Genomic DNA, 25,860 nt, shown 5'->3' on the forward strand with positions numbered 1-25,860 from the left:
ACCCGCCGGAAAATGGGAGGCACGCGCGGTCGTGGCCCCGTAGCGTGCGCCTCCATGACAGTGACCGTCCGCGATCTGCGCTCCGACGCCCCCGCCGACCTCGGGGGCTTCGCCCGTGTCCGGCAGGCCGCGCTTCCGTTCATCCTCGTCACCCCGCGCTCCCTGGTGCACGACCTGACCCAGCTGCACCCCGAGGCCCACTACCGCCCCCTCGTGGCCGTGGCCGACGGCGAGGTGATCGGCACGGCGCAGGTGCATCTGACCCACGAGAGTTCCCGGCCGGGCCAGGGCAACCTCAACGTGTACGTGCACCCGGAGCACACGCGCCGGGGCGCCGGGACACTGCTGGTGCGCGCCGCCGAGGAGCATCTGGCCGCGCACGGGGCGACCAGGCTGCTGGCGTGGGTACCGGACGAGCCGGGCAACCGCGCCTTCGCCGAGCGGCACGGCTACCGGGCGAGCCGCTCCGCCCACTTCCTCCGTCTGGACCTGGCGAACGGCACCCTGCCCCCGCTCCAGGACCCGCCGCCGGGCGTGGAGCTGCGCCCGGCCTCGGGCTTCGCCGCCGATCCGCGCCCGCTGTTCGAACTGGACGCGGAGACCACGGCGGACGAGCCGAGCGATGTGGACACCGAGTTCACCGACTATGAGGCGTGGCTGGCGGAGACCTGGCGGCACCCGCTGTTCGACGCGGAGCTGACCACGGTGGCGCTGGTCGACGGCCGCCCCGCCGCCTTCTCCGCGGCCCGCACGGACGGCGGCACCCGGTACGCCACGGGCATGACCGGCACCGCACGCGCCCACCGCGGCCGGGGCCTGGCCAAGCTCGCCAAGAACGACTCCCTGCATCGGGCCCGCGCGGCCGGGTACACGGAGGCGTTCACGGGCAACGACACCGGGAACGGGCCGATGATCGCGATCAACAAGTGGTTCGGCTACGAGATCTGCGGGACGGAGGTGCGGTATGTCCGCGAACTCGGCTGACGGACCGGCGCGGGTGGAGGTCGTCCTCGTCAAGGCGGGGCGGATGAAGATCCGCTACCCGGCCGAGCTGCTCGCCGACGACGGTACGCGCGTGAGCGTGCGCGCCCCCTGGGCGGGCGACGGCGTGCGTGACTTCGGCTTCGTGCGCTTCGAGCCGGGGGACGTCTTCACGGAGCACTACTGGCGCGACCGGTGGTACTCCGTGAAGGAGGTCCGCACCGCCGACGGCTCCCTCAAGGGGCACTACTGCGACATCACCCGCCCGGCGGAGCTCTCCGGCGGCCGGCTGGTCGTGGAGGATCTCGACCTGGACCTGTGGGTGTCCGCGGACGGCGGCGACGTGCGCCGGCTGGACGAGGACGAGTTCGCGGCGAGCGGTCTGCTCACCACGGACCCCGAGGCGGCGGCCGCCGCGGTGGCCGCCCTCGACGACCTGGACGCCCGGGCCCGCGAGGGCGGGTTCGGCGCGCTGCTCGCGTGAGGGTTCCGGCTCAGCCGGGGACCGCGATCACGGCGTAGCGCTCGTCGTCCACCTCCCGGCCCCACAGCGCCGTGTCCTCGGACAGGTGTTCCAGGCGCGTCCGGCCGCCGAGCGGGGCCAGGAGGGCGGTGAGCCGGTCCGCCGGTATGCCCACCGGGCCGACCGTCCCCCACACCCCCTCGACCAGGACGAGCCGGCCTCCCGGCCGCAGCAGGTCCCGCCAGTGCCGCAGCGCACGCTGCGGATCGGGCAGCGTCCACAGCACATGCCGGACCAGGACGGCGTCGTAGCGCTCCTCGCCGACCGGCGGGGCCGCCGCGTCACCGGCGAGGAACACCGCGTCGCGTCCGGCGAGCTTCTCCCGGGCCAGGGCCACCATGGCCGGGGAACTGTCGACGCCGGTGATCCGGTGCCCCTGCTCGGCCGCGAGGAGCGACAGGCTGCCGGTGCCGCAGCCGAGGTCGAGGACGTCGCCGGCCCGCCCGGGCAGCCAGGCGCGCAGCCGGGCGGCCCAGGCCGCGCGCACCCGCGGGTCGCGCAGCCCGTGGTCCGGCTCCTCGTCGAAGGCGGCGGCCCGCGCGTCCCAGTCGACACCGTCCGTGCCCGCCCCGTCACCGCTGATGATGGTCATGGTCCCAGAGTGACACCTGCCACTGACAATCGATGGGTGACTGCGGCCACAGACAGAAGGGGACCGATGAGGAACTCTCCCCCGAAAGGTCTGCCTCCGTGAGAACGCGGAACCCGGTGGACCCTGAAGGAGGCAGTCATGCGCCGTGTCACCGTGCAGAAGCCCCCGAGGAAGACGGACACCCGCCGGGTCCGTGAGGAGGCCGACGAGCGTCCCGCGGGACGACCCGAGGTCCGTGAGGACATCGCCCGCACCTGGTGGCCCGACGGCTGAACGCGCCGCGGCGGGCCGGTGCGGAGCACCTACCTGATCCCAGCCTGAGCACTCCCTTAACGCGGCCATAAGGATCTCTCTCCAGCGGCTTCGGCGGGCGATTTCGCGATTCCGCGGGGCTAGCTTCTGCATCACCCCCACGGGATTCATCCCCCACAGGATCCAGAGATCGCCGTTTCGAGGAGTTGCTGCCCCATGTCCGCACGCCGCAAGGCCGCTGTCGCCGCCGTCGGTCTCGTTCCGCTCGCCCTGACCGGGCTGTCCGCCACGCCGGCGTCCGCGCACGGTTCGATGGGCGACCCGGTCAGCCGGGTCGCCCAGTGCTACGCCGAGGGTCCGGAGAGCCCCAGTTCGGCGGCGTGCAAGGCGGCGGTCGCGGCGGGCGGCACCCAGGCGCTCTACGACTGGAACGGCGTCCGCATCGGCGACGCGGGCGGACGCCACCAGGAGCTCATCGCCGACGGCAAGCTGTGCAGCGCGGGCAACGAGGCGTTCAAGGGCCTCGACCTGGCCCGCGCGGACTGGCCGGCGACGAGCGTGAGCAGTGGCTCGTACACCTTCAAGTACCGCGTCACCGCCCCGCACAAGGGGACCTTCAAGGTGTACATCACCAAGCCCGGTTACGACCCGTCGCAGCCGCTGGCCTGGGACGACCTGGATCTGGCGAACCCGGTGGCGACGTCCACCGACCCGGCCGCGTCGGGCGGTTTCTACACCTTCGGCGGCACTCTTCCCGAGCGTTCCGGCAAGCAGCTGCTGTACGCGGTGTGGCAGCGGTCGGACAGCCCGGAGGCCTTCTACTCCTGCTCGGACGTCACCTTCGGCGGCAGCGGGGCCCCGGCGGGCGGAGACGCGGCCGGCGGCGGTGAGCCCTCCGGCTCGGACGACACCCCCAAGGACGCGGCCGCCCCGGCGCCGGCGGCCTCCGCCCCGTCCGAGGAGCAGATCGAGGACGGTGCCGAGAAGTCGACCATCGAGAACCACGGGCACGGTGACGACGACCCGAACACCACGGCGAAGCCGGTCGCGGCGGGAGACAAGGAAGACACGGGCGACGCGGGCGACGCGGGCACCGCCAATCAGCCGAAGGCGGCCGGGGCTCCGCAGAACCTCGCGGAGACCGGCGGTGACGCCAACACCCCGTACCTGATGGTCGGCGGTGCCGCGGCGCTGGCGCTCGGTTCGGCGGCGCTGTTCGCCTCCGCGCGGCGGCGCGCGGCGGCCGGGCGGCACGGCCGCTGATCCGACTCGACTCGGGGCCCTGTCCGGCGGCTCAGGCCGGACAGGGCCCCGCGCGTGCGGCGCGTACCTACACGTGTCAGCTGAACACCGAGGCACAGGTGGTGCGTTCGGCGCGGGCCGGATCGAGGGCGTTCGCCACCTCGTGGAAGGCGATCCGGTCGAACAGCCCGATCGCCAGGTGCTCGGACAGATCGAGCGGGCAGAGGTCCTGGAGCAGCACGTTGCGCACGTTCGGTCCGGTCAGGAAGGCGCTGCGGTACGGGGTGACGACCTGGTCGTACCGGGTGGCGATGACGGTGTAGCGGACGCCGGGCACGGTGTCGCCGCCCGCGTTGAGCTTGGTGAGGAAGTCGGATCCGGCGACCTGGTCGGCGAGGGCGGGGGTGGCCTCGCTCAGCAGGTCCTCGGCGCCGGGGAAGTACGGCAGCAGTGCGGTGAGGCCGCCGAGCGTGGTGCCGTGGTTGCTGGGCGCGATGCCGACGAGGGCGTTCACCTCGTCCGCTCCGCCGAGGAACTTGAGGTAGTAGCGCGGCATCATGCCGCCCTGGGAGTGACCGACGATGTCGGCCTCGTCGGCGCCGGTCGCGGCGAGCACCTTGTCGACGAAGGCGTCGAGCTGTTCGGCGGACTTCTCGACGGGGCCGAGGCCGTGGAAGAAGGGGACGCCGGGGAGCTGCCCGTAGTCGAGGGAGAAGACGCAGTAACCGCGGTGCTTCAGATAGGGCGCGAGGCCCAGCCAGTTGTCCACGGAGTTGCCGAAGGTGCCGTGGACCAGGACGACGGGGCGGGGATGCGCGGCGGAGGGCTCGCACGCGTAGTCGTTCCAGCCGGAACGCGGCGCGTCGGCGGCCTGGGCACTCGCGGCGGAGGGGACGGTGACGGCCGCGGCGGCCAGCAGGAACGCGGCCAGCGGTCTGATCACCCGCTTCCAGGGCAGCATCGTGTGATCTCCTTGCGGTTCAAGGGGAAGGGTGGGGTCCTACGCCCTGTGATCCGGATCACGAGGATGCTGTTCACTCGTCAAGTTACGGGCGAGTAGTAAAAGGGGGAAGTTACGGGTCGGCAAAAACTTTCGCCGTTCAGCCGCACCCGATCACCGGTCCCTGATATTGCGTCACCAAACGCGGACGAAACGTGCATCGCGCCGCCGTGGGCCGATCGAGCGCGGCGGGCCTCGCCGGTCTACGCGGCCAGCGTGCCCGGCATCACCGCGCGGGGGCCGAATTTCGCCCGCGCGCGGTCCGCGACCTCCTCGATCCTGCGTACCTTCTCGTCCACCGGGTCGAAGGTGAGCTGGTGGGAGGCCTGTTCGGCGGGGTCGAGGCCCTCCGCGCGGAGGGCGATCGCGCGGACCCGGGCGCGCTGGAGACCGAGCGCCTCGTACAGGCCGTACGCCGCCCTGGTGAGCGCGGCGGAGTGCGCGGTCGGCTCGGGGAGGGTGCGGGTGCGGGTGGTGGCGGACCGGTCGGCGTAGCGCACGGTGAGGGTGAGGCTCCGGCAGACCTTGTCGAGGGCGCGCAGCCGGGCGCCCAGTTCCCCGGCGGCCGAGAGCAGGGCGCGCCGGTGCCGGCCGGGGTCCAGTTCGTCGCGGGTGAAGGGGCGTTCGGTGGCCAGGGACCGGGAGACCTCGTCGGGGACGACCCGGCCGCGGTCCACGCCGTTCGCCTTCTCGCGCAGTTCGCGCCCGGCCCTGGCGCCCACCAGCCGCTGGAGCGTGGCGAGCGGGGCGGCGGCGACCCGGCCGAGGGTGTCGAGGCCGTACTCGCACAGGGTGCGGGCGGTCCTGGTGCCGACGCCGGGCAGCGCGACGACGGGCTTGTCGGCGAGGAACTCCCGCACCTCGTCCTCGGCCACCGCGCGGGTCCGCCCCGGCCGGGCCTCCCGCAGGGCCATGCGGGCCAGCATCGGGCCCGGCCCGGCGCCGATCACACAGTCGACGCCGTGCAGGGCGAGGGCGCGCACCCGGATCACCGAGGCCAGTTCGAGGGCGGTGCGCCCGAAGTACCGTTCGGCGCCGCGCAGATCGGCCAGCGCCCCGTCCGGCGGCAGGGCCTGTACGACGGGGGTGAACTCCTCCAGCAGGCCGAGCAGTCCCGGCAGGGCCGCCTCGCGCGTCGGCGGCAGCTGGAAACGTACGCAGAGGATGGTCATCCCGCACTCCCCGGACTCTGGTGCCACAACTTCCTTCCCACCGCGGGCCCTTCACCCGCGGGGCGCAGATCGGCCCAGGGGTGCATCTCGTACCCCGTGGGCATGCGGATCGTCCTGTCCTCCCCCGGGTCCCGGGCGGCGGAACCGGCCGGCGCGGGCCGCCCGTCCGCACCGGCGAGCCGCTTGCGGGCCGGGCCGTCCCCGGGGTCGCCGCCCCGGCTTCCGTCCGCTGCGGCCAGCCGGGCCGCGACGCCCTCCAGCCCTTCCTCCCGGCGGATCTCCAGCAGGTCGGCGAGGTTCCAGGCGGCGGAGCCGACCACGCTGAGGCTGCGCGGGCCACGGCGCTGCACCACTCCGCGCACCAGCAGCAGCCAGGAGTGGAAGACGGTGTGGGCGCAGGCGTCGTGGGAGTCGTCGAAGAAGGCGAGGTCGACCAGGCCGGTGCCGTCGTCCAGGGTGGAGAAGATGACCCGCTTGCCGGAGCGGATGGGCGGGGTCTGGGTGGCCGCCTTGGCGCCCGCGACCAGCACGGTGTCCCCGTGCCGGGCGTCGCGCAGCCGCCGCGCGGAGACCACGCCCAGCTCCCCGAGGAAGGCGGCGTGGTCGTCCATCAGATGGCGTGAGGCGTCCATGGACAGCACGCCCAGTTCGGCGCTGAGCTTCTCCGACGGGGTGAGGTCGGGCAGCCCGGCCGGGGCGGTCTTCCGGCCGCCGGACAGGGGGAGCTGCTCGCCGCGTCCGCCGTGGGCGCCCCGGTGCAGTTCGGTCAGATGCAGTTGCAGGTCACGGCGGTTGGCGCCGAACGCGTCCAGCGCGCCGACCTGGGCGAGGCGTCCGGCCAGCGGGCGGCTGGGGCGGGCCCGTTCCCAGAAGTCGAGCAGTGAGGCGTACGGCTGCCCCTCGGCGATCCGGGCGGCCTCGGCCTCGCTGATGCCGTGCACGTCGGAGAGCGCCAGCCGCACCCCCCAGACCCCAGCCGATTCCGATTCAGACACCAGTTCGATCCTGTGTGCGACCCCCGACTTGTTCACGTCCAGCGGCAGGACCGGCACCCCGCGCCGCCGCGCGTCCGCCAGCAGCAGCCGCTTCGGGTACATCCCGGGGTCATGGGTGAGCAGTCCCGCGTAGAAGGCGGCCGGGTGGTGCGCCTTCAGCCACGCCGACTGGTACGTCGGTACGGCGAAGGCGACCGCGTGCGCCTTGCAGAAGCCGTAGGACCCGAAGGCCTCGACGATCTCCCAGGTCCGCTGAATCGTTTCCGCGTCATAGCCCCGGGCCGCCGCGTGCTGGGCGAACCAGACCTTGATCCGCCCCTGCGACTCCGGGTCGGACAGCCCGCGCCGCACCCGGTCCGCCTCGCCGCGCCCGCAGCCGGTCATGACCGAGACGATGTCGATGACCTGCTCGTGGAAGACGACCACTCCGTACGTGCTCCTCAGCGCCTCCTCCAGGTCGGGGTGCGGGAAGCGCACCGGCGCCCGTCCGTGCCGCGCCTCGATGAACGGGCGCACCATGTCGGCGGCGACCGGTCCCGGCCGGAAGAGGGAGATGTCGACGACCAGGTCGTGGAAGGTCGACGGCTGGAGCCGCCCGACCAGGTCCCGCTGGCCCGGGGACTCGATCTGGAAGCAGCCGAGCGTCTCGGTGGACCGGATGAGCCCGTACGTCGCCGGGTCGCCCTCCGGCACCGCGTCCAGGTCGATCCGCTCCCCCGTCGCCCGCTCCACCTCGGTGACCGCGTGCGCCATCGCCGACTGCATCCGCACGCCCAGCACGTCGAGCTTGAGCAGCCCGAGGTCCTCCACGTCGTCCTTGTCGAACTGCGCCATGGGAAAGCCCTCGCCGCTGGTCGGCATGACCGGCGTACGGGTGAGCAGGGAGGCGTCGGACAGCAGGACGCCGCAGGGGTGCATGGCGACACCGCGCGGGAGCGCGTCGAGGGCCTCGACCAGCTCCCACAGCCTGCCGTACCTCTCCTTCTCCCCCGCCAGTTCCCGCAGTTCGGGCAGTTCCTCGAGCGCCGCGCGGGCGTCGCGGGCGCGGATGTGCGGAAAGGACTTGGCGACCCGGTCGATCTCGGCCGGGTCCATGGACAGCGCCGCGCCGACGTCGCGGATGGCGTGCCGCACCCGGTACGTCTCCGGCATGGCGATCGTGGCGACCCGCTCGGTGCCGAACCGGCCGATGATCGCGCGGTAGACCTCGAGACGGCGCGCGGACTCCACGTCGATGTCGATGTCGGGCAGCACGACCCGCTCCTTGGACAGGAAGCGTTCCATCAGCAGCCCGTGTTCGACCGGGTCGGCGTGCGCGATGCCGAGGACGTGGTTGACCAGGGAGCCGGCGCCGGAGCCGCGCGCGGCCACCCGGACGCCCATGTCCCGTATGTCGTCGACGACCCGGGAGACGGTGAGGAAGTAGGAGGCGAAGCCGTGGTGGGCGATGATGTCCAGCTCGTGGTGCATCCGCTCCCAGTACTCCCGGCGGCCCGCGTAGCCGCGCAGCACCATCCCCGCCGCCGCCCGGGAGGCCAGCGCCCGCTGGGCGGTGCGGCGGCCGGCGCCGACGAGGTGCGGTTCGGGGAAGTGGACGCTGCCCATACCGAGGTCGTCCTCGGGGTCGACCAGGCACTCGGCGGCCGTGGCCTGCGTCTGTTCGAGCAGCCGGAGGGCGGTCTCCCGCCGGAAGCCCGCGGCCTCGACGATCCGCTCGGCCGCCCCCCGCATGGCGCCCCGGTCCTTGAGCCAGGCCTCGCCGGAGTCCAGCCCTTTGGCCGGGTCGACGGGGACCAGCCGGCGGGCGGCGTCCAGCACGTCGGCGACCGGGCCGAGGCCGGGGTCGGCGTAGCGGACGGCGTTGCTCAGCACGGGCCGGACGCCCTGTTCGGCGGCGAAGCCCAGGGTGCGGGCGGCCAGCCGGAGCGAGCCGGGGCCGGTGCCCTCGCGTCCGTGCCAGACGGTCTCCAGGCGCAGGGCGTCGCCGTAGACCTCCCGCCAGGGGGCGAGCAGCCGGGCGGCGCGGTCGGGGCGGCCCGCGGCGAGGGCGCGGCCGACGTCGGAGTCGGGGCCGAGCAGGACGGTCAGGCCGTCGGCGTGGTTGTCCTCCCAGGCCAGCCGCGGGAGCCCTTCATGGGTGTGGGCCGCGGAGACCAGGCGGCACAGGCCGGCCCAGCCGCGGGCGCCGTCCCGGGCGAGGAAGGTCACACGCGGTGTCGACTCGTCGATGAAGGCACCTCCGCGGACCGGGGTGCGACGGCGGTCCCGGCGCACGGACCCGTCGCCCGCCGACGCCCCCGCCGGTGCCGCGGGTGCCGCCACCGCCAGCTCCGCGCCGAACAGCGGGCGGACGCCGGCCTTCGCGCAGGCCTTGGCGAAGCGGACCGACCCGGCGAGGGTGTCGCGGTCGGTGAGGGCCAGGGCGTCCATGCCCCGCTCCGAGGCGCGCTCGGCCAGCCGCTCCGGGTGGGAGGCGCCGTAGCGCAGGGAGAACCCGGAGACGGTGTGCAGATGCGTGAAACCCGGCACACGCACCTCCCGCACTCGCGAGCCACGATCGACTCTCGAACAATTGTTCCCAGCTACCTCACCCCCACCATAGACCAATTTTCGAATGCATGTGCGACACCCTTTCGGGCTGCTCCCACCTGCGGGAACACCCGGCATACGGGGACGGTGGGGACATGACGCAGAGCGCCGGCACGGATGCCTCCCCCACCTCCTTCCTCAGCGAGGTGAAGGGTGCCGTGACCCCGCGCGCCATCCTGCTCGTCCTCGGCGTGATCGCTCTCCAGCTGCTGTTCATCGCCTCCTACGTGGGGGCGCTGCACGAGCCCAGACTGCGGGACGCGCCCTTCGGCGTCGTCGCGCCACCGGCCGCCGCGGACGAGGTGGTGGCCCGGCTGGAGCGGCTGCCCGGCTCCCCGCTGGACCCGCGCGCGCTGGCCGACGAGGAGACCGCGCGGCAGCAGATCAGGGAGCGGGACATCGACGGCGCCCTGATCGTGGACCCCGCGGGCACCACCGACACCCTGCTGGTCGCCACCGGCGGCGGCACCTCGCTGGCCTCCTCCCTGGAGCGGCTCGCCACCACCCTGGAGAGGCCGGAGGGGCGCACCCTGCGGGTGGTCGACGTCGCCCCGGCCTCCCCCCGGGACGCCAACGGACTCTCGTCGTTCTACCTGGCCGTCGGCTGGTGCGTGGGCGGCTATCTGTGCGCCTCGATCCTGGCCATCAGCTCGGGCGCCCGCGCGTCCACCCCGAGGCGCGCGCTGATCCGGCTCGGCACCATGGCCCTGGTCGCGATCGTCGGCGGATACGGCGGGGCCGTCATCGCCGGGCCGATCCTGGACGCGCTGCCGGGCAGCTTCCCCGCGCTGTGGGGGCTGGGCGCGCTGATCACCTTCGCGGTGGGCGCGGCCACCCTCGCCCTGCAGAGCCTGCTCGGGGTCGTCGGTATCGGCGTGGCCATCCTGATCGTGGTGATCCTGGGCAACCCGAGTGCGGGCGGAGCGCTGCCACCGCCCCTGCTCCCGCCGTTCTGGGCGGCGATCGGCCCGGCGCTGCCGCCGGGCGCGGGCACCTGGGCGGCGCGCTCGATCGCCTACTTCGACGGCAACGCCCTGACCGGTCCCCTGCTGGTGCTGTCGGCGTGGGCCCTGCTGGGCATGGCGGTCACCATGCTGATGGCGCCGACGCAGCACAGGCGGCAGCGGGCCTCGCCCGAGCCGGCGGCCGAGCTCCCCGGACAGCCCTGACCGGCCGCCCCGGCGGCACGGACCGCCCGGACGCCCACGACCGCGCCGGACGGCCCACGGACACGCGGACGTCCCACGGACACGCGGACGTCCCACGGACACGCGGACGTCCCACGGACACGCGGACGTCCCGTGCCGCGTACGTCGTACGCGGGACGGGACGTCGGGACCGGGGTGCGGGCCGGTCAGCCGATCTGCGTACCGGTGGCCGACAGGGCCTCCGTCACCGGCTGGAAGAAGGTCGTGCCGCCCGAGGAGCAGTCGCCGCTGCCGCCCGAGGTGAGACCGACCGCGCTGCCGCCCGAGAAGAGCGAGCCGCCGCTGTCGCCGGGCTCGGCGCACACGTCGGTCTGGATCAGGCCGTTGACGATGTCGCCGTTGCCGTAGTTCACGGTGGCGTCCAGACCGGTGACCGTGCCGGAGTGCACCTGGGTCGTGGAGCCGCTGCGGGTGACCTGCATGCCGACGGCGGCCTCGGCGGCGCCGGAGATCGCCTGCGTGGAGCCGTCGTAGAGGTTCACCTCGCTCGGGTGGGCCACGTCGGCGGTGTACTTGACCAGCCCGTAGTCGTCACCCGGGAAGCTGGAGTCCACGGTGTCGCCGATCACGTCGCCCGAGGAGTCCGACCAGGTGGAGACGGACTCGGTGCAGTGTCCGGCGGTGAGGAAGTGCGGCTCGCCGCCCTTGGTCACGTTGAAGCCGAGCGAGCAGCGCCCACCGCCTCCGGTGATGGCGTCGCCGCCCGCGACGAAGGGCTTGTACTCGCCCTCGGTGCGCTGGAGTTCGGCCTTGGCGCCCAGCGAGTCGACGACCTTCGTCAGTTCGGCCCACTCGGCCTCGGAGACGGTGCGGTCCGCGGTGACGACGACCTTGTTGGTGGTCGGGTCGGTCACCCAGGAGGTGCCCGGGATGGTGGCGTCCTGCTTCAGGGTGGTGTGCGCGCTCTTCAGCGCGGCGAGGGAGTTGGCCACGACTCTCGCCTCGGCGCCGGCCGACTCGACGGTCTCGGCGGCGGCCTCGTCGAGCACGTTCACCACGAGGCTCTGCTTCTTCGCGTCGTAATACGTTCCCGCCGCGTCGGCGCCCAGGTCCTGGGCGAGCGTCGAGGCGAGCTTTCCGGCCGCCTGGACCGAGAGGGTCCGGGGCGCCGCGTCCGCCGGAACCTCACTGGCGTTCGCAGTCTGGAAGGTGACCGCGCCGGCGGCCAGTGCGGCGATGCCCGCACCCGCCATGACCGCGCGTCGCCCGGATATGCGTCGGTGCTTCAACTCACGTCCTCCTGTGGGGGGACGGCCCGGGAGGTTGTGGGGACCTCACCGGACCGGAAGGCGTACGGCCACGGGGGCGGAACACGAAAGAAGCCACACCCGCGCCGGTCGAACGGCGCCTACTCTTCCGAACCCCGCGGGGAGCACACAAGGTCGACTTCCGGACGCGCGTACGGCAACGGGCGTGCGCCCTCTATGTCCTGACTGGTCATGGACACGCGGCACGGTTCGCACTGCAAACGCCACGAAGGGGTAACCGGCGGTACGGACCCCGGGATCGGCAGGTGGCTCGAAATGGACCCCTCGCGGTCTGGTTCCACGCGGGCCGCGACGGACGGACGTTGCTTCCGCACCGGTTCCGGCACCGGCCGCGAGGGCCCGCCGGACCCGCTTCCGGACCCGGCAAGGGGCGAGCCCCCGCACGCGGTTCGCGTGCGGGGGCTCGGCGTACTGCCGGCCGCCGTGGGCCGGTGGTGCGGGTGGTACGGGACCGGTCCTAGTAGACGCTGACCCCGTAGGCGCTCAGGGCCTCGGTCACCGGCTGGAAGAAGGTCGTGCCGCCGGTGCGGCAGTTGCCGCTGCCACCGGAGGTCAGACCGTACGCGGTGCCGTTGCTGCCGTAGAGCGAACCGCCGGAGTCGCCGGGCTCGGCGCAGACCGTGGTCTGGATGAGGCCGTAGACGATGTCGCCGCCGCCGTAGTTCACGGTCGCGTTGAGCGCGGTGACCCGGCCGCTGTGCGTGCCCGTGGTGGAGCCGTCACGGAGGACGGTGGTACCCACGCTCGGGGTGGCCGCACGGGTGATGTCCACGCCGTTCGCGGTGCCGGGCCGGCTGACGGACCCGGTGTACCGGACGATGCCGTAGTCGTTGCCCGGGAAGCTGGAGCCGGCGGTCGAGCCGAGCACCGTGGTCCGGCTGGAGTTGCCGTACCAGGTACCGGCGCCCTGCGTGCAGTGACCGGCGGTCAGGAAGTACTCGGTGCCGCTGCTGGAGCGGACGTTGAAGCCGAGGGAGCAGCGGCCGCTGTTCGAGTAGATGGCGTCGCCGCCCTGGATGAGCTTGCTGAAGGTGCCCGGGGTGCGCTTGACGGTGATCGCCCCGGCGTTGTCCCCGGCCTGCTGCTTGATCTTGTTGATCTCGGCCTGGGAGACGGTGCTGTCGACCGTGACGAGCACCCGGTTGGTCTCGCTGTCGACGGCCCATGCGGTGCCGGGGATGTCGGCCTTCAGTACCGAACTGCTGACGTTCTTGAGCTCGGCGGAGCTGAAGGTGGCAGGGGCGTCGGCCGCGTTCGCGCTGGGGACCGCGATCGCGGCGGCGGCCACGAGGCCGGTGGATACGGCGATCAGCCGAGTCCGTCTCGAGATGCCGCTGCGGGGGGTGGTGCGCTTGATCCTCACTTCTCGTTCCTCCACAAAGGAAGTAGGGGGCCCTCGTGGGGTTGTGGGCCCGTGAGGCGCAGTCAGCGGCCGGGCGTCCGGATTCCGAACACGTCGTGCCCCTGACAAGCGCTGGTGGCGAGTATTCGGCCGACCGACCGGTCGGCGCAAGGGTGTCTTTCGGCCGTCAACCTTTGAACCATGTAGGAGATTTGATCCACGCGCGGAGTCGCGTTACCAGTGGTCACACCGCTCCGACGACCGGTCGAACGGCCGCGGGCTGTCCGGAAGTCGCCCCTCCGGTTCCCGCGGCGGCGGACCGCCGGTCCCCACGGCGACCCGCGCGCGGACCCCGGCTCAGCAGTCGCAGCCGCAGTCGCAGCCGCCGTCCTCACCGCAGCAGCTGCAGCAGTTGCAGCACTCGCAACAGTCACAGCATCCGCCGAAGTCGCAGGACCCCTCCTTGGGCTCGCGCGTCCAGGGGTCCTCGTAGGTGCCGCAGCACAGCTGGCAGGTGCAGGCGAGCCCCACCCAGACCGCACAGCCGGCGAGCCACCCGCGCGGTTCGCGGCGCGGCGGCCCGGGAGGCAGCGGGGCGCCGGGGCCACCGGGAGTGCCGGGCGGAGCGTAGGGGCCGCTTCCGTGGGCACCGGAGACCGTACCGAAGGCGCGACGGACGGAGTTGGGCAGTTCATGGACGAGCAGCCGGTGCGCGAGACCACCGTCGGTGAACTCCGCCTCCCTCAGGGCGAGCCGGATGCCGTGCACCGCGTCGTCGGCGAGCCGGCGGGCCTCCTCCAGCGGGGTGCCGGTGGCGGTGAGCGGGTTCCAGGCGCCCGAGGCGGCGTCGGCCTCCCGGTCCTCCACCGCGTCCAGCAGATGCGCGAGGCGGCCGAAGAGCCGTCCGGCCTCGGCGAGCGGTCCCGCGTTGTGCGGCCGGCCGGCGATCACCGCGGTGTGCGCGAAGGCCGCCGCGGTCGCGGTCTCGGTGGGCTCGGTGACGGTGAGGATCGGGGTGCCGGGCCCGGCGAGCGCCTCGATGCCGGTCTGCCGGTCCACGGCGTCGAGCAGGACCGCCGTGTCGAACCCGACGTCGGAGCCGGTGCGCGCCCCGGCCCGGTCCCAGCTCGCCGCGACCCGGCGCGCGGCGAGCGCCACCGGCCTGCGCGCCAGCAGCCCGTCGCCGTCGGCGACATGGTCGCGCATCTTGGCGGAGGCGAGCACCAGCGAGACGGCCGCGGCGAGCCGCGCGCCCTCACCGTGCGCCACGGACGCGGTGCGCATACCGCGCAGCGGACAGGGCCCCGCGGTGCGCCGCCCCGCCTCGGCGGATCCCGACTGAGCCTCCGTCAGAACGGATATCAGCAGCCCGTCGTAATTGGTGACGATCCGCGCGAGCTGTCCGTGGTCCCCGCGCAACGCGAGGCACAGCCCGCACAAATGGGCCATCCACTGGGCGGTGAGCTTCTCCCCGAGCCGGTGCCGACACGGCCTGACCATTCCGAACACGACGATCCCCCGTGCAGTTGTACGACGCTGAGCGGCCGCATCGTATCGGCCCGCCCGTTCACCCGTACGTACCTCTCATCACCCGGACGCCGGGAAGAATCATATTTCACTCACAGTCAGCAGCCGTTTACACCAAGACCCTTGGGAAACCCGGACTCTCGACGGATTCGCTGTGCACCAGTACCGTCACAAACCCCCCGCGCGGCGTCTATCCACTTGGCGCGCCATCCGCATCATGGACGACCATAGGGATGCGGAAAGCAGAAAGACCGCTGTGAGAGGAGGCGTCCATGGGATCGGTACGCAAGGCGAGTGCCTGGCTTGGCCTCGTCGACGACAACGAAGACGAGCGTTACTACGACGACGACTACTCCGACGGGCCCGAGACCGGGGAGGCCTGGGTCACCGATCCGCGGGTCAAGGTGGCCGCGGACGTCGCCGAGGAGAAGGGCCGCCGGATCGGCACGGTGACCCCGGACAGCTTCCGGGACGCCCGCGCCATCGGCGAGCTGTTCCGCGAGGGCGTGCCCGTCATCATGAACCTCACGGCCATGGACGCCGGTGACGCCAAGCGCGTGGTCGACTTCGCGGCGGGCCTGATCTTCGGCCTGCGCGGTTCCATCGAGCGGGTCTCCAACCGGGTGTTCCTGCTCAGCCCGGCCGACACCGAGGTCGTCAGCGGTGAGCCGGCCGCGCACCGTTCGGACGGCTTCTTCAACCAGAGCTGAGGCGGGGCCGCTCGCCGGCCCCGCCTCCGCGTGAGGTCCTCCGCGGCCGGCCTACCGGAACGCGTCGATTCCGGTGAGCGCCTTGCCCAGCACGAGCTGGTGCATCTCGACGGTGCCCTCGTAGGTGAGCACCGATTCCAGGTTCGTCGCGTGCCGCATCACCGGGTACTCGAGCGAGATCCCGTTGGCCCCGAGGATCGTACGGGCCGTACGGCAGATGTCGATGGCCTCGCGGACGTTGTTGAGCTTGCCGAAGCTGACCTGCTCGGGACGCAGGCGGCCGGCGTCCATGCGCCGCCCCAGATGGTGGGCGAGCAGAATCCCCTTGTGCAGTTCGACCGCCATGTCGGCGAGCTTGGCCTGGGTGAGCTGGAACCCGCCGATGGGCCGCCCGAACTGCTCCCGTGACTTCGCGTAGTCGACGGCCGCCTCGAAGGAGCTCCGCGCGGCGCCCATCGCGCCCCAGACGATTCCGTACCGGGCGTGCGACAGACAGCTCAGCGGGCCCTTGAGCCCGGTCACCTCCGGCAGCACCGCGTCGGCGGGCAGCCGTACGTCGTCCATGACCAGCTCGCTGGTGACGGAGGCGCGCAGGGACCACTTGTGCTTGATCTCCGGCGCCGAGAAGCCGGGGCTGTCGGTGGGCACGGCGAAGCCGCGGATCCCCTCGTCGGTCCGCGCCCACACCACGGCGACACCGGCCACGGACCCGTTGGTGATCCACATCTTGCGCCCGTTGAGCACCCAGTCGCCGCCGTCGCGCTTGGCGTACGTGCGCATCGAGCCGGGGTCGGAGCCGATGTCCGGTTCGGTGAGCCCGAAACAGCCGATGACCTCGCCGGAGGCCATCCGCGGCAGCCACCGCCGCTTCTGCTCCTCGCTGCCGAAGCGGTGGATCGCGTACATGGCGAGCGAGCCCTGCACGGAGACCAGCGAGCGGATGCCGGAGTCGGCGGCCTCCAGCTCCAGACAGGCGAGTCCGTACTGCACCGCGCTCGCGCCCGCGCAGCCGTAGCCGTCGAGGGACATGCCGAGGGCGCCGATCCCGCCGAGTTCCCGGGCCAGCTCCCGGATGCCGGGCAGCTCGCCCTTCTCGTACCAGTCGGCGACGTACGGCAGGACGCGGTCCGCCGCCCAGCCGCGCACCGTGTCCCGGATCGCCAGGTCCTCCGGCTCCAGCAGGTCGTCGAGGCCGAGGGGGTCGGCGGGGTCGAAGGGGGGCAACTTCGCGGACGCGGACATGGGGGCACCCTCCAGGAACGATAAAACTAGCGCTGCTAGTCCCGGCTCCGAGCCGACGCTACGCGGCAGTCTCCCGCACGTCCACCCCACTCCCCCACCTGCACACGAGCACCGCCCCACGCACAGGCGACCGCGCCGGGCGGAGACCGCCCGCGGACGCCGGCGGCGGCCCGCCCCCACGGGCGACGTCCACCTCTCGACCGACGGTGAACAGGTGGTGCGCGGGTGGGAGACCGAGACGGTCACACCGAGACACGGGACTCCACAGCCTCCCGCGGCGCAGGCACCTCCACAGCCGCGGCCTCGCAACTCATCACCCGCGGCAACCGCAACGCGATCACCGCCCCGAGCAACAGCAACCCCGCGCTCACCCACAGGGTCACATGCAGCCCGTGCACGAAGGAGCGACGCGCCGCCTCCAGCAGGGCGGCCCCTGCGGGCCCGCCGAGCCCGCCGGCCACCTGGTACGCCTCACCCAGCGAGTGCGCCGCCGCGCCGGACGCACCCGCGGGCACCCCGGACGCGCCGGCGACACCCGGCGCGTAGGCCGCGTTCATCACGCTGCCGAGCAGCGCGATCCCGATCCCGGCGCCCAGCTGGTAGGAGGTCTCGCCGATCGCCGCCGCACCGCCGGCCTGCTGCGGCGGCGCCTCGCTGAGCATCGACTCGTACGCGCCGAACAGCGTGGTCTCCAGGCCGAAGCCGAGCAGGACGAAACCGGTGAGCAGCAGCGGGGCGTTGTCCTGTCCGCCCATCGCGGTGAGCAGCACCACCGCGCCGGCCGTCAGGCAGAAGCCGGCGCAGACCATGCGGCGCGGGCCGAACCTGCGCAGCATGCGCGCGCCCGCCAGCCCCGCCGCCATCGCCGCGACGGTCAGCGGCACCAGGCGCAGCCCGGTCTCCAGCGGGGAGAGGCCCAGCACCAACTGGAGGTACTGAGCGGCGATCAGCTCCAGGCCCACCAGGGCGAGCATCGCCAGCACGATGCAGCCCACCGAGGTGCTGAACGCCGGCCGGGCGAACATCCGCAGGTCGACCAGCGGATGCGCACGGCGCCGCTGCCGGCGTACGAAGACGGACAGCAGTCCGGCGCCGGCGAGCAGCGGCAGAACGGTCCAGACGCTGCCGACGGGGTCCCCGCCGCCGAGCCGCTTCACCCCGAGGACCAGCGCGAACAGTCCGGCGGCGGCCATCAGCGCGCCGGCCACGTCCCAGGGTCCGTCGCCGTCGCCCTTGGACTCCGGCAGCACGAGCCGTCCCACCGGCAGACTGACCAGCATCAGCGGGATGTTGACCAGGAACACCGAGCCCCACCAGAAGTGCTCCAGCAGGAAGCCGCCGAGCAGCGGCCCGGCCGCCGCGCCCACGGCGGCGACCGCGCTCCAGATGCCGATGGCCAGCGCCCGCTCGCGCCGGTCGGGGAAGACCTGGCGCAGGATCGACAGGGTGGCGGGCATGATCATCGCGCCGCCGACGCCGAGCAGCGCCCGCGCCAGGATCAGCGTCTGGGCGCTGTCCGCGAGCGCCGCCATCCCGGAGGCGACACCGAACAGGGCGTAGCCGAGCAGGAGGACGCGTCTGCGGCCGACCCGGTCGCCCAGGGTGCCGAACAGGATCAGCAGCGAGGCGCAGACCAAGGGGTAGGCGTCGACGATCCAGAGCAGCTCCACTCCGCCGGGCCTGAGGTCCTCGGTGACGGCGGGGACCGCCACGTGCAGCACGGTGGCGTCGACGGCGACCAGCAGCAGGCTGACGCAGAGGACGACGAGTACGGCCCAGCGGTTGGCACCGGCCCCGGCCGCCCGACGGCGCAGCTCGGCGGCGGCCGTGGTCGTCCCGGACATGTACACGTACCTCCCAGATGTTCCCTCGCGATCGGCGGGCTCACGGGGTGGGGGACTCCCCCGTGACTCGGCCGGAGAGGAGCGGTGGTCTCCGGCCCGCGCAGCGAACGGCGAGTGACACGTCAGAGTACGCGAGTGAGAGCCGGGATCGAGTGGCGGGCCTCTCACAGCACCGGCGGATCGGTGTGGCGTACACCACTGCGCTCCGCGGGCGCACCCTCCCCTGACGGGCGGGCCGGTTCCCCGCCGGGTCGATAATCGGCCCGTGAACGATCTCGAGACGCGTGCCGCCCCGGCCCGCCCCGGAGCACTGCGCCGGGCCGCGCCGGCGCTCCTCGGGTACGCCGCCGTGCGTGCCCTGGGCCTGGTCGTGCTGGTCCTGTGGAGCGAGGCGCGCGGGAAGAGCGCGTACACGTTGCTGACCGCCCGCTGGGACGCGCTCTGGTACACGCGCGTCGCCGAACTGGGGTACGGCTACGAGGTGCGGCTGCCCAATGGCGACGTGCACTCCAACCTCGCGTTCTTCCCTCTGCTCCCGTGGCTGGAGCGGCTGGGCGCGGCGGTGTCCCCGCTGTCGTACGCCGATGCGGGGTTTCTCGTCGGTGTGCTCGCCTCGCTCGCGGCGGCCTGGGGGATCTTCGCCGTGACCGACCACCTGTACGGGCGCCGGGCCGGGGTGTGCGCGGTGCTGCTCTGGGCGGTGCTGCCGGTCGGGATCGTGCAGTCCATGGCGTACAGCGAGTCCCTGTTCACCGCGCTCGCCGCGTGGTCGCTGTACGCCGTGCTGACGGGCCGCTGGGTGACCGCGGGGGTCCTGGCGAGTCTGGCGGGGCTGACCCGGCCGGTGGGACTGGCGGTGGTCGCGGCGGTGTGGGCGGCGGGCATCGCCGCCTTCCTGCGGGAACGCTCCCGGGGCAAGGGCACCCCCTTCGTGCGGGATCGCAGCACGGCACCGGCGGGCGGCGCGCGGACCGGGAAGCGCGCCGGTGCCCGCCCGGCCGTCCCGCGCGTGCCCGCGCCGGACGGCGCTCCGCCGGCTCCTGGCGCCCCCGGCGTCCGCCTGCGCCGGGGCCTCGGCATGCTCCTCGCGCCCCTCGGGGCAGCCGGTTACGTTCTGTGGGTGGGGCACCGGACCGGGGGCGGGCCGCTGGGCTATCTGGAGGTACAGGCCGGATGGCGGAACGGATTCGACGGCGGATACGCCTTCGCCCGTTTCGTCGCCAGCATGTTCACGTCGTTCCCGTCCGTCCTCGCCGGTATCGCACTGGTTCTCGGCGTGGGCCTGGTGGTGTGGCTGTACGTGGTCTGCGTACGGCAGCGGCAGCCGCTCCCGCTGCTGGTGTACGCCGGGGTCGTCACCGCGCTCGCCCTGTGCGCGTCGAGTTACTTCGGTTCCAAGCCGCGGCTGCTGATGCCCGCCTTCCCGCTGCTGCTGCCCCTCGCGTCGGCCCTGGCGCGGGCGCGTCCGCCCCGGTCCGCGCTGGTCGTGGGCGCGCTCGCGGCGGCCTCGGCGGTGTACGGGGCGTTCTGGCTGAACGGCTCCGGCCCGCCCTGATCCCGGATGGCCGATGTGCGCCGGGGAAATTCCGCGCCAGGCTCCGGTGAACGAATTCAGAAGGGCGATAAAATCGCCACCTCGAAGGATCAAAAGAATTGAAGTCCAGGACGCGGATTCGCCGGAAATAAAGATCCATCTGAGAGGAATCCCACATCACATCGTCATCACAACCATGCTGATTCGTCGGGGTTCCCCGCTCACTCGCTGTAACGTCGATTGGGTGCGTACCGAACGGAAACACACCCGTCTGGACCGGGTGTTCGCGAGGCTGGACCGTGAGCCGGAACGACCGGCTCACGTCGGCATGCCGCGAATGAGCCGGCACCGGACGGTGCTCTTCGGCGCCACCCTGGCCTTCTACGTGGCGATCGTGTGGGCCGTCCTGATCACCTCCTGGCTGGTCCGGCTGGACTGGCAGGTCATGTTCTTCCGCCCCTACCAGCAGTGGCCGGAGCTCCACGCCTTCGTGGACTACTACGTGGTCCTCGGCCAGCGCGGCCCGACCGCCGTGATGGTCGCGGCCTGGCTGGGCTGGCGCTCCTGGCGGCAGCACACCCTGCGTCCGCTGCTCGCCCTCGGCGTCTCCCTGCTGCTGCTCAACGTCACCGTGGGTGCCGCGAAGTACGGCATGGGACGCCTCGGTCCGCACTACGCGACCGAGATCGGCTCGAACGAGATGTGGCTCGGCGGCGATATATTTCCCAGCGGCCACACCGCCAACGCCGTGGTGACCTGGGGGATCCTGGCCTATCTGGCCTCCACCCCGAGAGCGCGCCGCTGGCTGTCGGCGGTGTCCGCGGTGACCTCGCTGGGCGTGGGGCTGTCCACCGTCTACATCGGGACGCACTGGCTGAGCGATGTGGTGCTGGGCTGGGCCGCGGGCCTGCTGATCCTGCTCGCGCTGCCCTGGTTCGAGCCGCTGATCGCGCGCACCGAGACCCGCCTCTTCGGCCTGCGCGACCGCTGGTGGTCCCGCCGGGGCCGTCCGGCAGCCGTGGCGGGCGCGGGCGGCCGGCCCGTCGTGCTCAAGCCGCTGACCCACCGCGCGGACCCCGGTCACGACCCGGTGCCCACGGGCCGCCCCTCCCGGTCGCCGGCCTATCTGGCGCCCGGCCCGCACACCGCCCGCGCGGAGCGCTCCCCGGTCACCCCGGCGGGCAGCCGCCGCCCGCCGCACCCGGAGCGCCACCCGCGCGGGACGACGTCGGCGACCCGCCCCTGACCGCCGGCGGGCCCGGCCCGCCCCCATGGCGACGGCCCCCGTTCCCTCGCGGAACGGGGGCCGTCGCCGTGTCTCAGCCCTTCCAGGCCCGCGCCACCCGGCCGTCCTTCACCTCGAAGTTCAGCCGGCCGACGCGGTACTCCATGGTGATGATCGTGCCCGGTGCCAGCGCCCGCACCGTGGACCAGCCGCGCTCACGCGCGAGGCGCTCGGCCCGGTCGGCGGCGAGGCCGACATAGGCGTCCGGGCTGTCCTGGGGTTCCGCGGAGGGTGTCGGAATGGGTGCCATGCGGCCACGCTATGCCCTGGCCCGTGAGCGGGGAAGTCCGCACCGGGAACGGCGGACACGGTCCCCCGGCGGTCACACTTGTGTCACAGGATCACGACAGACGTTCGGAGCGGTCACCTTCACCCGGATGGGCGGTTCGGTACCCCTTCCGCAGGCATTCGAACGTAATTCCCGCGTGTCACACCACCGTCTCGATAAACCCCGGCGGAAAGTGCCGGGGGAAGTGTTCCCGGAACCCATTTCCTTTCACCGCCGCACAGGTCCGCGGAAACCCGCACGCACAGAACTTACGCGTTTTCGTCACAGGATCCGCCACGCCCTCTACCGGGGCGGGCGCGGGGGCGAGCATCATGGCGTGGGCCCGGGGTGCATGTGGCGCGGGCTCCGGCGGGCCCGGGCGCGCGAGGAGCGAAGGGGCGAGCGATGGGGACGCAGACCGTTCGGGAGACGGAGCGGCCGACGCGCCGGCGGCGCGGGCGGGTGGTGATCGACTGGCTGACCACCACCGACCACAAGAAGATCGGGCACCTCTACCTGGTCACGTCGTTCGTCTTCTTCCTGATCGCCGGGCTGATGGCGCTGCTGATGCGCGCCGAGCTGGCCCGGCCGGGACTGCAGATCGTCGACAACCAGCAGTTCAACCAGTTGTTCACGATGCACGGCACGATCATGCTGCTGCTGTTCGCGACGCCCAGCTTCGCGGGATTCGCCAACGAGCTGATGCCGCTCCAGATCGGCGCACCGGACGTGGCCTTCCCCCGGCTGAACATGCTCTCGTACTGGCTGTTCCTCTTCGGCGGACTGATCGTGCTCGGGTCCCTGCTGGTGACCGGGGGCCCGGCCGCCTTCGGCTGGTTCGCCTACGCGCCGCTGAACAGCATGGAGTACTCCCCCGGCCTCGGCCCCGATCTGTGGATCATGGGCCTGGCGCTGTCCGGGTTCGGCACGATCCTCGGCGCGGTCAACTTCATCACGACCATCGTCGGGATGCGCGCCCCCGGTATGACGATGTTCCGGATGCCGCTGTTCACCTGGAACACGCTGTTCACGTCGATCCTGATCCTGCTGGCGTTCCCGGTGCTCGCGGCGGCGCTGCTGGTGCTGGAGGCGGACCGGCGGTTCGGCTCCCAGGTCTTCGAGGCCGCCCACGGCGGGGCGCTGCTCTGGCAGCACCTGTTCTGGTTCTTCGGCCATCCCGAGGTCTACATCATCGCGCTGCCGTTCTTCGGCATCGTCACGGAGATCATCCCGGTCTTCAGCCGCAAGCCGCTGTTCGGCTATCTGACGCTGGTCGGCGCGACCATGGCCATCACCGGCCTGTCGGCCGTGGTGTGGGCGCACCACATGTTCGCCACCGGTGCGGTGCTGCTGCCGTTCTTCTCCTTCATGAGCTTCCTCATCGCGGTCCCGACAGGGGTGAAGTTCTTCAACTGGACCGGCACCATGATCAAGGGCTCGCTGTCCTTCGAGACGCCGATGCTGTGGGCGGTCGGGTTCCTGGTGTCGTTCCTGTTCGGCGGCCTGACCGGGGTGCTGCTGGCCTCGCCGCCGCTGGACTTCCATGTGACGGACTCGTACTTCGTCGTCGCGCACTTCCACTACGTGGTCTTCGGCACCGTCGTCTTCGCGACCTTCGCCGGGTTCTACTTCTGGTGGCCCAAGTTCACCGGGAAGATGCTCGACGAACGGCTCGGCAAGATCCAGTTCTGGACGCTGTTCATCGGCTTCCACACCACCTTCCTGGTCCAGCACTGGCTGGGTGCGGAGGGCATGCCGCGCCGGTACGCCGACTATCTGGCGGCGGACGGCTTCACCGCGCTCAACACCGTGTCGACCATCGGTTCCTTCCTGCTCGGACTGTCCACGCTGCCGTTCCTCTACAACGTCTGGAAGACGGCCCAGTACGGCGAGAAGGTCGAGGTCGACGACCCCTGGGGGTACGGGCGCTCCCTGGAGTGGGCGACGTCGTGCCCGCCGCCGCGGCACAACTTCACGACGCTGCCCCGGATCCGTTCGGAGTCACCGGCGTTCGACCTGCACCATCCGGAGTACGCGGCCGTGACGTCGCAGCCCGAGCCAAGGAGCGAGCAAGCCGGTCATGAGCCGCGCTGAGGGTGTCGATCAGCTCGGCGGGCTCCAGCACCTCGAACTCGAGGCCGAGCAGCATCGCGTGCACCACCATGACGTCCAGGCTCGCGGCCCCGGTCCGCAGCAGGCAGCTCTCCGGGCCCTCCGGCTCGAGGGTCCCGGTGGAGGGTGAGATCCGCCCGGCGGCCTCCTCCAGGGGGACCAGCAGACGGATCACGGCATGCATGGCGTACGCGCGTGTGGAGATGCCCCGGGAGACATAGGCGGCGAGGTCCTCTGCGGGCGGGTCGCGCGGGACGAAGCGGGGCCCGTGCGGCGGCCTGGGCCGGATGCGGTCCGCGCGGAAGGTGCGCCAGTCCTCGCGGTCGAGGTCCCAGGCGACCAGGTACCAGCGGTGCTCGGAGCAGACCAGCCGGTGCGGCTCGACGGTGCGGCGGCTGGGCGTGCCGTCGTGGCCCCGGTACTCGAAGCGCAGCAGTTCGGCGTCCCGGCACAGGTGGGCCAGCTCGGTCAGCACGGCCGGGTCGACGGCGTCGGAGCCGGGGCCGCGCAGCATCGGCACGGTGAAGGCGTTCAGGGCGCTCACCCGGTGGCGCAGCCGGTTCGGCAGCACCTGCTCCAGTTTGGCCAGGGCCCGTACGGAGGTCTCGCCGATGCCCTCCACGCCGTGCCCGGCGGCGGTGCGCAGCCCGACGGCGACGGCGACGGCCTCCTCGTCGTCCAGCAGCAGCGGCGGCAGCTCGGCACCGGCGCCCAGCCGGTAGCCGCCACCGGTGCCCGGGCTGGCGTCGACGGGATAGCCGAGCTCACGCAGCCGCTCCACGTCCCGGCGCAGCGTACGGGCGCTGACCCCGAGCCGGCCGGCCAGATCGGCACCGGACCACTCGCGGTGGGCCTGGAGCAGGGACAGCAGACGCAGCAGACGTGCCGAGGTCCGAACCATGGGAGCGAGTCTGCCGGTCCTTGCGGACAGGTTCTGTCCTCAAGGACCGGAGGAGGGCCGGGCCGGCCGACGTCCCGTCGTGCCGGACCGGCTACCGGCCACCGCGGATACCGTCGATTTTCGGCCACCCACTTCATTCCCTGATTTCCGGATTTGTCAGCCGGTCAGGGAGACCGTCCATGAGTCACACCACCCCCTCAACCACCTTGTACACGCGGCCACTTGAGGTCGAATGGCGGATTCCGCACCCGCCGTCGGGGAGCGCGCCGGTTGGTTCGATTCCGTTCGCCCTGGAGCGTGACTCCCGCCACAGATCGCCCGTTGTCTTCTTCATGAGCCGGGGAGCCACCCGGACCACGGGCCGGGAGCCACCCGGCCTCGCCACGCACCGCATCCCGAGGGAGCCACCCGTGCCGCGCATGCTCGACGTCAGCGACGAGGTACGCGCCGAGATCGGCGACGAAGAAGCAGCCCGCCTGCTCGCCGGAGAGTCCGCCCCGGGCAGTTACGACTGCACCTCCTGCCGTACCCAGGGCGACCCCGAGCAGGAGCGCACCAGCACCGTCCTGTTCATCGGCGACGAGACCGCCGTGCTCGCCTTCGCCCACTCCACCTGCCTGCCCTCGCAGGTCGTCCAGGTCACCGAGGAGCAGCTCCAGGGCGCCGTGCGGGCCATCGGCGGCCACACCCCGGAGCCGGAGGCCGCGCCGGCCGCCCCCCAGCAGGCCGTACTCGGGGTGACCAGCGGACTGGCCCTGATCGCCGGGGAGCTGCACCCGGCCCTGGTCGTCGAACCGACCGCGCCGGTCGCCCGGCCCGGTGCGCTCGGGGGCGGCGACGACTTCCTGCCGCTCCTCATCGAGCAGGGCTTCATGCCGCTGACCGAGCTGTCGGCCGTACCGCCGGTACTGCACGGGTGGTCGGTGCTGCTCGCCGCGGGCCAGTTGCACGCCGTGCTCCAGCCGAACCCCGCCGGCGGCCGTCCGGTGGCCTGGTGGCAGGCCCACCAGCCGCTCCAGGTCACCGACGGCTGGCGACAGGCCGCCAACAAGCACCAGCAGGTGCTGATGTTCGCGGCCCCGGTCGGCTCGATCGGCCGTCAGCCGCGCGAGGACCTGCTGCGCGACGCACTCGACAAGGCGGCGGCGAACGGCAAGCTGGTCGCCGCCGCGCTGCCGCTCGCCGGCATCTGACCGGACCGGCGGCACACCTCCGGGCCACGGCCGCGGCGCAACCGGCGAAAGCCCCGAAAGGGCCGCATCCCTTACGGGGC

General features: G+C 72.5%; 20 protein-coding genes and 1 pseudogene. 10 read left to right on the forward strand and 11 right to left on the reverse strand.

Going from position 1 to position 25,860, the window contains the following annotated elements:
- Positions 1-54 precede the first annotated feature (54 nt).
- Positions 55-984 carry a GNAT family N-acetyltransferase gene (locus tag ACZ434_RS25675; protein ID WP_468459738.1) on the forward strand — a complete coding sequence of 310 codons (930 nt, stop codon included), beginning with the start codon at positions 55-57 and terminating at the stop codon, positions 982-984.
- Positions 965-1,465 carry a ribonuclease FAU-1 family protein gene (locus ACZ434_RS25680; RefSeq protein ID WP_468459740.1) on the forward strand — a complete coding sequence of 167 codons (501 nt, stop codon included), beginning with the start codon at positions 965-967 and terminating at the stop codon, positions 1,463-1,465. The genes ACZ434_RS25675 and ACZ434_RS25680 overlap by 20 nt, the downstream gene beginning before the upstream one ends.
- A 10-nt stretch (positions 1,466-1,475) precedes the next feature.
- Here ACZ434_RS25680 and ACZ434_RS25685 read toward each other — a convergent pair whose 3' ends face one another.
- On the reverse strand, positions 1,476-2,096 hold the full coding sequence (locus ACZ434_RS25685; protein ID WP_468459742.1) for a class I SAM-dependent methyltransferase: 621 nt from the start codon (positions 2,094-2,096) through the stop codon (positions 1,476-1,478).
- Between the two features lie 138 nt (positions 2,097-2,234).
- Here ACZ434_RS25685 and ACZ434_RS25690 point away from each other — a divergent pair, with 138 nt between their 5' ends.
- On the forward strand, positions 2,235-2,369 hold the full coding sequence (locus tag ACZ434_RS25690) for a hypothetical protein (RefSeq protein ID WP_468459744.1): 135 nt from the start codon (positions 2,235-2,237) through the stop codon (positions 2,367-2,369).
- Positions 2,370-2,564: 195 nt separating this feature from the next.
- A complete protein-coding gene (locus ACZ434_RS25695) occupies positions 2,565-3,611 on the forward strand; it encodes a lytic polysaccharide monooxygenase auxiliary activity family 9 protein (RefSeq protein WP_468459746.1) in 1,047 nt (348 codons plus the stop codon).
- Between the two features lie 76 nt (positions 3,612-3,687).
- On the opposite strand, the gene ACZ434_RS25700 is transcribed toward ACZ434_RS25695, so the two are convergent.
- The 3 genes from ACZ434_RS25700 to ACZ434_RS25710 all read right to left on the reverse strand — a co-directional run bounded on the left by ACZ434_RS25700 (position 3,688) and on the right by ACZ434_RS25710 (position 9,286).
- Positions 3,688-4,551 carry an esterase/lipase family protein gene (locus ACZ434_RS25700; protein WP_468459748.1) on the reverse strand — a complete coding sequence of 288 codons (864 nt, stop codon included), beginning with the start codon at positions 4,549-4,551 and terminating at the stop codon, positions 3,688-3,690.
- Positions 4,552-4,793: 242 nt separating this feature from the next.
- On the reverse strand, positions 4,794-5,762 hold the full coding sequence (locus ACZ434_RS25705; RefSeq protein ID WP_468459750.1) for a DNA polymerase Y family protein: 969 nt from the start codon (positions 5,760-5,762) through the stop codon (positions 4,794-4,796).
- The gene (locus tag ACZ434_RS25710) at positions 5,759-9,286 is read right to left on the reverse strand and encodes a DNA polymerase III subunit alpha (RefSeq protein ID WP_468459752.1); all 3,528 of its coding nucleotides are present in this window, start codon (positions 9,284-9,286) and stop codon (positions 5,759-5,761) included. Before ACZ434_RS25710 ends, ACZ434_RS25705 begins: the two co-directional genes overlap by 4 nt.
- Before the next feature lie 155 nt (positions 9,287-9,441).
- Here ACZ434_RS25710 and ACZ434_RS25715 point away from each other — a divergent pair, with 155 nt between their 5' ends.
- A complete protein-coding gene (locus ACZ434_RS25715) occupies positions 9,442-10,515 on the forward strand; it encodes a DUF3533 domain-containing protein (RefSeq protein ID WP_468459754.1) in 1,074 nt (357 codons plus the stop codon).
- Positions 10,516-10,700: 185 nt separating this feature from the next.
- Here ACZ434_RS25715 and ACZ434_RS25720 read toward each other — a convergent pair whose 3' ends face one another.
- The 3 genes from ACZ434_RS25720 to ACZ434_RS25730 form a co-directional block, all read right to left on the reverse strand.
- The gene (locus ACZ434_RS25720; RefSeq protein ID WP_468459756.1) at positions 10,701-11,783 is read right to left on the reverse strand and encodes a S1 family peptidase; all 1,083 of its coding nucleotides are present in this window, start codon (positions 11,781-11,783) and stop codon (positions 10,701-10,703) included.
- A gap of 496 nt (positions 11,784-12,279) precedes the next feature.
- Entirely contained in the window at positions 12,280-13,185 is a 906-nt protein-coding gene (locus tag ACZ434_RS25725) for a S1 family peptidase (protein ID WP_468459758.1), read from the reverse strand.
- Positions 13,186-13,521: 336 nt separating this feature from the next.
- Positions 13,522-14,664: a DUF5685 family protein gene (locus ACZ434_RS25730; protein ID WP_468459760.1), complete on the reverse strand. Its 1,143-nt coding sequence runs from the start codon at positions 14,662-14,664 to the stop codon at positions 13,522-13,524.
- 299 nt (positions 14,665-14,963) lie between these two features.
- Between ACZ434_RS25730 and ACZ434_RS25735 the strand changes: the two genes are divergently transcribed.
- Complete coding sequence (locus ACZ434_RS25735) at positions 14,964-15,401, forward strand: cell division protein SepF (protein ID WP_149550732.1); 438 nt, start codon at positions 14,964-14,966, stop codon at positions 15,399-15,401.
- A gap of 51 nt (positions 15,402-15,452) precedes the next feature.
- Here ACZ434_RS25735 and ACZ434_RS25740 read toward each other — a convergent pair whose 3' ends face one another.
- Together ACZ434_RS25740 and ACZ434_RS25745 are read right to left on the reverse strand one after the other, a co-directional pair.
- Positions 15,453-16,643 (reverse strand): acyl-CoA dehydrogenase family protein, encoded by a 1,191-nt coding sequence (locus tag ACZ434_RS25740; RefSeq protein ID WP_468459763.1) that lies wholly within the window; start codon positions 16,641-16,643, stop codon positions 15,453-15,455.
- 242 nt (positions 16,644-16,885) lie between these two features.
- Positions 16,886-18,487 (reverse strand): MFS transporter, encoded by a 1,602-nt coding sequence (locus ACZ434_RS25745; protein ID WP_468459765.1) that lies wholly within the window; start codon positions 18,485-18,487, stop codon positions 16,886-16,888.
- Between the two features lie 265 nt (positions 18,488-18,752).
- Between ACZ434_RS25745 and ACZ434_RS25750 the strand changes: the two genes are divergently transcribed.
- The gene (locus ACZ434_RS25750; protein ID WP_468459767.1) at positions 18,753-20,042 is read left to right on the forward strand and encodes a glycosyltransferase family 39 protein; all 1,290 of its coding nucleotides are present in this window, start codon (positions 18,753-18,755) and stop codon (positions 20,040-20,042) included.
- Between the two features lie 223 nt (positions 20,043-20,265).
- On the forward strand, positions 20,266-21,267 hold the full coding sequence (locus ACZ434_RS25755) for a phosphatase PAP2 family protein (protein ID WP_468459769.1): 1,002 nt from the start codon (positions 20,266-20,268) through the stop codon (positions 21,265-21,267).
- Between the two features lie 73 nt (positions 21,268-21,340).
- Here ACZ434_RS25755 and ACZ434_RS25760 read toward each other — a convergent pair whose 3' ends face one another.
- Positions 21,341-21,556, reverse strand: coding sequence for an I78 family peptidase inhibitor (locus ACZ434_RS25760; protein ID WP_468459771.1), 216 nt, complete (start codon positions 21,554-21,556; stop codon positions 21,341-21,343).
- A 423-nt stretch (positions 21,557-21,979) separates the two neighbouring features.
- On the opposite strand from ACZ434_RS25760, the pseudogene ctaD reads away from it, so the two are divergent.
- Positions 21,980-23,662, forward strand: a pseudogene (gene ctaD / locus ACZ434_RS25765) (aa3-type cytochrome oxidase subunit I); the annotation flags it as partial.
- Here the strand turns inward: ctaD and ACZ434_RS25770 are convergent.
- Complete coding sequence (locus ACZ434_RS25770; RefSeq protein ID WP_468459773.1) at positions 23,547-24,587, reverse strand: helix-turn-helix transcriptional regulator; 1,041 nt, start codon at positions 24,585-24,587, stop codon at positions 23,547-23,549. The pseudogene ctaD and the gene ACZ434_RS25770 sit on opposite strands and share 116 nt — an antisense overlap.
- A gap of 410 nt (positions 24,588-24,997) precedes the next feature.
- Here ACZ434_RS25770 and ACZ434_RS25775 point away from each other — a divergent pair, with 410 nt between their 5' ends.
- Positions 24,998-25,780: a hypothetical protein gene (locus ACZ434_RS25775; protein WP_468459775.1), complete on the forward strand. Its 783-nt coding sequence runs from the start codon at positions 24,998-25,000 to the stop codon at positions 25,778-25,780.
- The last annotated feature ends 80 nt before the right edge of the window (positions 25,781-25,860 follow it).

The sequence above is a fragment of the Streptomyces sp. NPDC030893 genome, from assembly GCF_055571535.1.

Excerpts from the sequence above, each read along its gene's own strand:
- ACZ434_RS25675 (WP_468459738.1), top strand. The coding sequence starts at position 55 with ATGACAGTGACCGTCCGCGATCTGCGCTCCGACGCCCCCGCCGACCTC.
- ACZ434_RS25680 (WP_468459740.1), top strand. The coding sequence starts at position 965 with ATGTCCGCGAACTCGGCTGACGGACCGGCGCGGGTGGAGGTCGTCCTC.
- ACZ434_RS25685 (WP_468459742.1), bottom strand. The coding sequence starts at position 2,096 with ATGACCATCATCAGCGGTGACGGGGCGGGCACGGACGGTGTCGACTGG.
- ACZ434_RS25690 (WP_468459744.1), top strand. The coding sequence starts at position 2,235 with ATGCGCCGTGTCACCGTGCAGAAGCCCCCGAGGAAGACGGACACCCGC.
- ACZ434_RS25695 (WP_468459746.1), top strand. The coding sequence starts at position 2,565 with ATGTCCGCACGCCGCAAGGCCGCTGTCGCCGCCGTCGGTCTCGTTCCG.
- ACZ434_RS25700 (WP_468459748.1), bottom strand. The coding sequence starts at position 4,551 with ATGCTGCCCTGGAAGCGGGTGATCAGACCGCTGGCCGCGTTCCTGCTG.
- ACZ434_RS25705 (WP_468459750.1), bottom strand. The coding sequence starts at position 5,762 with ATGACCATCCTCTGCGTACGTTTCCAGCTGCCGCCGACGCGCGAGGCG.
- ACZ434_RS25715 (WP_468459754.1), top strand. The coding sequence starts at position 9,442 with ATGACGCAGAGCGCCGGCACGGATGCCTCCCCCACCTCCTTCCTCAGC.
- ACZ434_RS25730 (WP_468459760.1), bottom strand. The coding sequence starts at position 14,664 with ATGGTCAGGCCGTGTCGGCACCGGCTCGGGGAGAAGCTCACCGCCCAG.
- ACZ434_RS25735 (WP_149550732.1), top strand. The coding sequence starts at position 14,964 with ATGGGATCGGTACGCAAGGCGAGTGCCTGGCTTGGCCTCGTCGACGAC.
- ACZ434_RS25740 (WP_468459763.1), bottom strand. The coding sequence starts at position 16,643 with ATGTCCGCGTCCGCGAAGTTGCCCCCCTTCGACCCCGCCGACCCCCTC.
- ACZ434_RS25745 (WP_468459765.1), bottom strand. The coding sequence starts at position 18,487 with ATGTCCGGGACGACCACGGCCGCCGCCGAGCTGCGCCGTCGGGCGGCC.
- ACZ434_RS25760 (WP_468459771.1), bottom strand. The coding sequence starts at position 21,556 with ATGGCACCCATTCCGACACCCTCCGCGGAACCCCAGGACAGCCCGGAC.
- ACZ434_RS25770 (WP_468459773.1), bottom strand. The coding sequence starts at position 24,587 with ATGGTTCGGACCTCGGCACGTCTGCTGCGTCTGCTGTCCCTGCTCCAG.